We start from the raw sequence: 6,973 nt of genomic DNA, 5'->3' as shown, positions 1-6,973 counted from the left end.
GCCCCAATTTCGTGGTCAAATGGCGGCAGGATCAGACATCCGCGGTCCGCCCAATACTGGCAGAGACGGCTGACTATCTCCTGGAACTGAAATCGCTTTTCCATAATCTATTTCCTTTAAAGATATTTTATATCATCCACTGTTAAATGCAAGGTTTCACGGGCATCCGTGAAGGATGCCCCTACGGTGTTTATCGATGGATTTGCATTGTAGGGGCAACGCTTGCCGTTGCCCGTTCTCCTGGTGATGAATCCTATGTTCTATGCGCCTTGCACTGATTCGATTTTAAATACATCATTGTAGGCAACGCTGATCGCTGCGATGGTCCATGGAATGGTAAGCATCAGACCTACCCCGATGCAGATGGCTCCCAGGGCGTTCAAGACTGCCAGCACAAAAGTGAAGATGAAATAATTCACCCAGCCCTGAAGGACCGTATTCACGCTGGTCTTGATCGCAGTCATGAAATCCATTCTGCGATCCATGATCAGCGGGTAAGTGAAAATCAAACAGGCGGAAACGAAAATCCCAGGGATGATCAGAATCGCCATTCCTATTGAAATGGCAACCATCATGATCAGGCCGGCAATAACCAGCGGCAGTGCAAGCGGAAGCCCAGCCTTGAGATCGTTTTTAGCTGCAGGCTGGTTCTTAGCAAGCTTGAAGCAGTAATAATAAAATCCTCCAATCAGGATCGGTGAGATAAGGATTCCATAGAGGGGCGCGATATACTTGATAAGCGGAATGACTCCCAGAATCATGGGTACGAGGGCTAACAAAGCTCCAACTGTCAGCGTCAGTTTGACATCTTTCAATGCCATCTGCAGTCCTGTCGTCAGGTAGCGCTTGAGTACGTCCACATCGAATCCTTCGGAATTCAGACCTTTCAAGATCACTCCTGCTCCCTCGCGTACCGCGTCCGCCACTGCGTCGGCAGCAACACCGGCTTTCTGGGAGAAAGCTTCTTCGGCTTTGGTTCCTTCAGGCTGAGGATTCGATTCTGGATTATGTTTCTGCCTGGCAGGTTCGTCCTTCACTACAGTCTCATTTGCCGGAGCTTTTGGCGGGATACCTGGAGCAGGTGCCGCTTTGGGAGCTTCTTTTCTGGGAAGTTCAGTTCCGCAGGCAGGACAGCTCTCCAGACCGTCGCGTAGAAACTTGCTGCAGCCGGGGCACTTTATCATGATAACCTCCAAGTGAAGTGTAATTCAGTTCAGCGGAATTAATTTTACAGAGAATCAGTAAAAATGTCCACAGATTGGAAAAGCGATCAGGTTTTGATGGGAGTTCCGCATTTATAGCAGAAAGAAGCGTCGATCAGATTCTTCACTCCGCATTTCGGGCAGACCGGTGGCTCATTCAAAGGGATGATCGGCTCAAAATCCTCACCTTTATCAGTCTTACCGGACAGTTCGCTGAAATCGAATTCGAAGAAATCGTTGGATTTCATATTTTCAAGCAGCTGAGATTCAGCTTCCTGAAGCAATTCCTCGGCGAGCGGTGCATTGATCTGCCTGAGAGAGAAAATTGCGGATTCGATCTCGTGCACTTTGCCGGACTGGATCATGAGCCGGAAAATCTCAATGGCTTTCTCAAGACCGGTTCCAGTCAGCAGCCTGGCAGCATTAGCCTTGACCCTGGCATCAGGGTCGGAGAGGAGGGGAACCACGTGTTGATAGCTCTCTTCATCCTGGAGAATGGTGAGAGAATCCACTGTATTGGCGCGCACTCTGGAATCAGTGTGTTTCAAAAACCGGATCAGGCTTGGGGCGTCTTTTTTCTCACCGACTTTTCCCAGCGCGCTGATCAAGGTCGCCAGTATGTAAACATCCTGTTCGTTTTCTAAATTTTTCAGCAATCTCCAGGACTGAATCCGTCTGCTTCCGGCTCCTACCTGTTTCAGAAAATTAATTTTTTCCTGTGCAGTCCCTGTAGAAAGAATATCATCGTCCTCTTTCAATTCTTCTTTGAGTATCTCAGCGGGCGGCATGACTGTCAGTTCCATTTCAGCTGAGAAAATATCCAGATACTTCCGAGCCAGAGCCCTCAATTCCGGGTCCTGTTCGTTGATCGTGACTTCTTTCAGGAGTTTAACCCGATCTCGATTGTCAACATCCTTGACCTGGATCAGGGATCTCAAGGCAGATCTTCTGACTTCAGAGACTTCACTTCCGAGATCGAATTCAATCTGTTCCAGCATCCAAACCTTCCTGCCTAAACATTGCTCAGAAATGTCAAAAATATACAAGATATCTGAAACTAATAACTCCTATCGACAGAAATTGTTTCAGACTTTTGCCCTGCCGAAAAATCCTTCGAGCAGGAAAAAAAGCAGTGCCAGATACAAAAAAGGCAGAGAAAGGTTCAACCTGGGAATCGTCACATCTGCTTCCTTCTTCTCCTGCCTGGCTTCCAGCGGACAGCTGCAGGCCGGAAAGGAATGCAGAAACAGGTCTATAAAAAATGGCGTGATAGTTTGGGTCCGCCAGAGATTGGTGGAATCAGGGTCAAATGGAAACAGAAAAGTGACCACTTCCCCTTTGCCGAACTTCTTTTCACCGACCAGCATCTCCTGTTCCCCGGTCAGAAGCAGGGGATTCGCGGAAGGTTCAGGTTTTATGCTGAATCTTTTGTAAAACACAAGGTTTGTGAGCATTTCCCTGTTCTGATTCAACAGATCAGAATAAGAAACAGAAGCTGGTGATTTCTCTTCTTCTGCAATACCGGTAATTTCCCCAGGCAGGAAACCGTGAAAATTTTCATTGAAATTGAAAAGCATCTTATTGAGATAATCCACAGAAGCGTCCTTGGAAAAGAAAAGCCAGACTACTCCCCCTTCGCTCAGATACTGTTCCAGCAGCCTGTAATAGCTCATCTCAATCTGATCTGCACAAGTCAGGATCACCATGTCGTAACCCGCCAGGCTTCCCCGCTCCAGCAGGTCGATCTTACCCCTGGACACCACTGCCAGATTTTCTCCCAGGCTCTCGCAGAACGAACCGAACGCCTGCTCAAGAGCTCCATCGTTTCCGGTCAGAAGCAGGATGTTTTTCTGAGCGGAAACATGAATCCTCGACAGATATTCTTGCTCCAGTCCTCTCCCTGACACACTGATCTCTAAAGGAACATCCCCGGAAGTGTCAAAAGTGTAGGAAAAAACCGCCTGATTCTGGGACTTCGCCAGAGACTGTTTCAATCTGTCCCTGTGGTTTATGAAAAGGCTGATTTCCAGGGGAGGATGATTTGAAAAATCGAAACAGAGTTCTACAGGCAGATGGGCAAACGGTATTTCCGGTTTGAGTTTAAATGAAGTGAGCATTCCAGTGTCTTCGATCTTTTTATTCTGTTTCAATTCAGCGAGATATGGGCCGGCGAAAGCCATCGCCAGTAGGGAGAGAAAGGCAGCTCTGAGAATCAACTTCAATATATTGTAAAAAAGCAGCCTGCGTCTCAATCTGATGAAACTCGCGCGGAAAAATCTCAGGCTGGAAAATTCCAGGATTTTCGGCTTGATCCTCGGCCAGAGGTGCAGGATCAGGGGTACGGCAACGGACAGGAATCCAGCCAGAAATGCAGAATACTCAAAGGACAAGGTGACCCCTCCCGCGCCTCCGCTTCTTCAGAAATTCGAACAATGCCATTTCAACAGGGGTCTTCGTGGAAACAAATACATAATCGATGCCTGCTCCGATGAAGAACTGCAGCATTTTATCTCTGAATTTCGCGAGATTCTCCTGATAGAGTTTTTTCCACCAGTCGATATCCAGATCCAGGCAGTCAGGTTTTTCTGAGTCTACCAGGGAATAATAACCCTGATAAGGCAACTCTACTTCCTCATGCGCCATCACGTGAAAGACTATCACCTCGTGCTTTTTATGGCTTAGATATTTCAGGGTGGAGAAAATCTGTTCTTCATCTCCCAGCAGGTCTGAAACCAGGATGATCAGGGACCGTTTTTTGAGATTTCTGGCCAAATTCTGGATGCTTTCCCCGAAAAAGGTCCCGCTACCTGGTTCCTTACTTTCCAGGAAGCTGCAAATGTTGGAAAAGTGTGACTGCCGGTTTCTGGGAGGAAGAAGCTGCTTCAACCCTTCGTTGAACAGCCAGATCCCGACAGAATCCTTTTGCTTCAACATCAGAAAGGAAAGGGCAGCAGAGAGGAAATTCGCATAATGCCATTTGGAGATCTGCCCGAACCGCATGGAAGCGCTGCTGTCCAGCAGAATGAAAGCACGCATGTTCGTCTCTTCATGGAAACGCTTGACATAGAGTCTGTCTGTTCGACCGTAAAGCTTCCAGTCGATCGTTTTCAGGTCGTCTCCCCATTCGTAGGACTTGTGATCCGCGAACTCCACATTATAACCGCGGAAACTGCTCTGATGGAAGCCGCAGAGAAAACCGTCCACGATTTTTCTGGAAAAAAGTTCGAGTCTCGAAATCTCGGAGAAGAGTTCGGGATTGAAGAGCTTCATTTGATTTCGGAAAGCAGCAGCGACAGAAGATAATCCGGGGTTATCCCTTCAGCCTCGGCCTGAAAGTTCAGCACCAGGCGATGCCTGAACACATCCGGGACCAGTTCTCTGATTTCAGCGAATCCCGGTGCCGGCTTGCCGAGCAGCAGGGCCTGAGCCTTGGCTGAAAACACCAGCCATTGCACTGCCCGCGGGCTGACTCCGAATTCAATCCATTTCTTGGCCTGCGGCAGCACATCATCTCCCTGCGGCCTGGTGGCTCTGGCAAGCCTCACCGCGTATGAAACCACCTCATCAGCCACCGGGACTTTATAGATCAGTTTCTGTATTTCTACGATCTCCTTGGATTTGAGTACTGGCTTCAGTTCCTGGATCCCCAGCGAAGTCATCTTCTTCACGATTTCCTCTTCTTCAGTCAGGGTCGGATAGTTCACCTTGAGGTAGAATTGGAAACGGTCAAGCTGGGCTTCAGGCAGCGGATAGGTGCCTTCCTGCTCGATCGGATTCTGGGTGGCCAGCACCAGAAACGGCTCTTCCATCTGATATGCCTTGCCGTTGATTGTGATGGTGCGCTCCTGCATGGCTTCCAGAAGTGCAGCCTGGGTTTTTGGCGGAGTGCGGTTGATCTCGTCCGCCAGCACCACATTCGCAAAAACCGGACCCTGATGGAAGCGGAACTCCTTTTTACCGTTCTCGTTTTCCTCAATGATTTCACTGCCAGTAATGTCGGAAGGCATCAGGTCAGGAGTGAACTGGATCCGGCCGAATTTCAGGTCCAGGGACTGGGCGATGGATTTCACGAGCAGGGTTTTGGCAAGGCCGGGTACGCCTTCCAGCAGGCTGTGGCCCTGGCAGAAAAGTGAGAGTATGACCCGCTCAACAATCCGTTCCTGGCCGATGATGTTCTTTGAAACCTCCGAAATAATCAATTCCCTGGCTTTGGCAATCTTTTCCAGCAGTTTTTTTTCGTCCAATGTATCCTCCAGAAGATTATTAGCGTTCCAGTAGGTCGTAAACAGTATTTTATACGATACTCCCCTGCCTACCAACATACAAACTTACTAACTTACCAACTTCTTTCAGTAAAAAAGCGATTGTATGAACACGGTTAACGATTTATCAACGTTCACTGAAGACGCTGGTTAATGCTTCCTTTATCAACGATAATTCAACATCCGTAGAAGTTTAAGCCTGCAGTCCCGGCAGAGGAAAAACTGTTTTTTCATGTAAACATCCTCTTCCAGCTTTTTCTGATCAGAACTCTCGATGACTTTCAGCAGTTCATCGATCTGCTGCCCGGTGCTTTCAGCTGAAGTCTCCCCTAAAACCATCTGGCCTGCCCCTGATTTAAGCTCCAGCACAGTCTCATAATACACGCTGTCAGCCTCAGGGAAATGCCCGAGGCAACCCTGGCAGCGGAAAGTCATCAGTGTCAAAGATTCCTTCATAGCCACAATTTTATATTTTGTCGGATGGAAAGTCTAATCAGGGTGCAAAATTCATCATTTAAGGACTATCTTCGAAATGGTTCAGGTTAATGCCTGAAGCGATGGAAATTAGGCTTGGAACCTGCTTGAAACGGCCGGGTTAACGCTATTTCTTGACATTCCGTCATCAGTGAGTATAATTTTAATAAGTTAACAAACCAACTGGAGGTTGAATGAAGAAAATGCTTTCCCTGATGCTGATCATGGTCTGCGCTCTCGCTTTCGCCGACCAGAACGCCGAACAGCAGAAGACGATCAATGAAATGCAGCTGCGCTCCTGTGTTGCCAACATGCGTGCCCTGGAATCCGCCATTGAAATGTATCTGCTGGACTATGACGCCTCATCCCTGACACTTGACAAGCTCAAGGAATATGTGTCAGGCAACTTCCCGACCTGCCCGGCCGGACATGACTACACTGTCGTGATGGACCGCAAAAATCCTTACATTAAATGCCAGATCCATAATACCTCCAGAGATCCCAAACTGCCCGAAATAGCTCCGATCTCCACGACCGAAACCGCTCCCTTGCTGGAAGCAGTTGAAGCCCCGGTTGTGAAAGAAGCCCCGATCATCTTGAAAAATGGGACTACCAGAGGCGGCACTGACACGATCGCCAGGATCAGAGCCCTGCTCGGCAATCTGCAGAAGGAAAAAAAGATCATCCAGAGCAACAACCGCAAGATTGAAGCTCTGCTCTTCAAGAACTGGCTGCTGCAGACTGAATTCGAGGCAGACATGACCACCCTGCTTCCGATTTTCAGAGCTTCCAACGAATCGTTCGGGAATCTGGGCAATAACGTCAAAGACCTCAAAGCAGAGATCTTCGACCCATCCCAGCTCTGTTTTACTGAACTCGAGCAGAGTCTTTCCAAATCAGGTACTGCCATCTCCGAAGCCTATGCAGCGATGCGCACCGGAAAATCCGAACTTCAGACAGCCAGAACCGGCTACACTGCATCCAGGGCAGAATTCGAGAGAACACTTGCCCTGATCGACAAACTCACAGCCCAGC

7 protein-coding genes are annotated in these 6,973 nt (G+C 48.5%); 1 reads left to right on the top strand and 6 read right to left on the bottom strand.

The genetic code is table 11. The features are described from left to right. Positions 1–260: 260 nt before the first annotated feature. The 6 genes from PHW04_18850 to PHW04_18825 form a co-directional block, all read right to left on the bottom strand. Positions 261–1,184 (bottom strand): hypothetical protein, encoded by a 924-nt coding sequence (locus PHW04_18850; protein ID MDD2717953.1) that lies wholly within the window; start codon positions 1,182–1,184, stop codon positions 261–263. A gap of 86 nt (positions 1,185–1,270) precedes the next feature. Further along, the gene (locus PHW04_18845; protein ID MDD2717952.1) at positions 1,271–2,200 is read right to left on the bottom strand and encodes a HEAT repeat domain-containing protein; all 930 of its coding nucleotides are present in this window, start codon (positions 2,198–2,200) and stop codon (positions 1,271–1,273) included. A gap of 87 nt (positions 2,201–2,287) precedes the next feature. Next, positions 2,288–3,592 carry a BatA domain-containing protein gene (locus PHW04_18840; protein ID MDD2717951.1) on the bottom strand — a complete coding sequence of 435 codons (1,305 nt, stop codon included), beginning with the start codon at positions 3,590–3,592 and terminating at the stop codon, positions 2,288–2,290. Continuing rightward, the gene (locus PHW04_18835) at positions 3,582–4,472 is read right to left on the bottom strand and encodes a DUF58 domain-containing protein (protein ID MDD2717950.1); all 891 of its coding nucleotides are present in this window, start codon (positions 4,470–4,472) and stop codon (positions 3,582–3,584) included. Before PHW04_18835 ends, PHW04_18840 begins: the two co-directional genes overlap by 11 nt. Continuing rightward, positions 4,469–5,446, bottom strand: coding sequence for a MoxR family ATPase (locus PHW04_18830; protein ID MDD2717949.1), 978 nt, complete (start codon positions 5,444–5,446; stop codon positions 4,469–4,471). Before PHW04_18830 ends, PHW04_18835 begins: the two co-directional genes overlap by 4 nt. Positions 5,447–5,629: 183 nt before the next feature. Then, positions 5,630–5,920 carry a hypothetical protein gene (locus PHW04_18825; GenBank protein MDD2717948.1) on the bottom strand — a complete coding sequence of 97 codons (291 nt, stop codon included), beginning with the start codon at positions 5,918–5,920 and terminating at the stop codon, positions 5,630–5,632. Positions 5,921–6,132: 212 nt separating this feature from the next. On the opposite strand from PHW04_18825, the gene PHW04_18820 reads away from it, so the two are divergent. After that, a partial coding sequence (locus PHW04_18820; GenBank protein ID MDD2717947.1) for a hypothetical protein occupies positions 6,133–6,973 on the top strand: 841 nt, incomplete at its 3' end.

It is taken from the genome of Candidatus Wallbacteria bacterium (assembly GCA_028687545.1).
Lineage (GTDB): Bacteria > Muiribacteriota > JAQTZZ01 > JAQTZZ01 > JAQTZZ01 > JAQTZZ01.
This window is presented reverse-complemented; position numbering and strand designations above follow the sequence as displayed.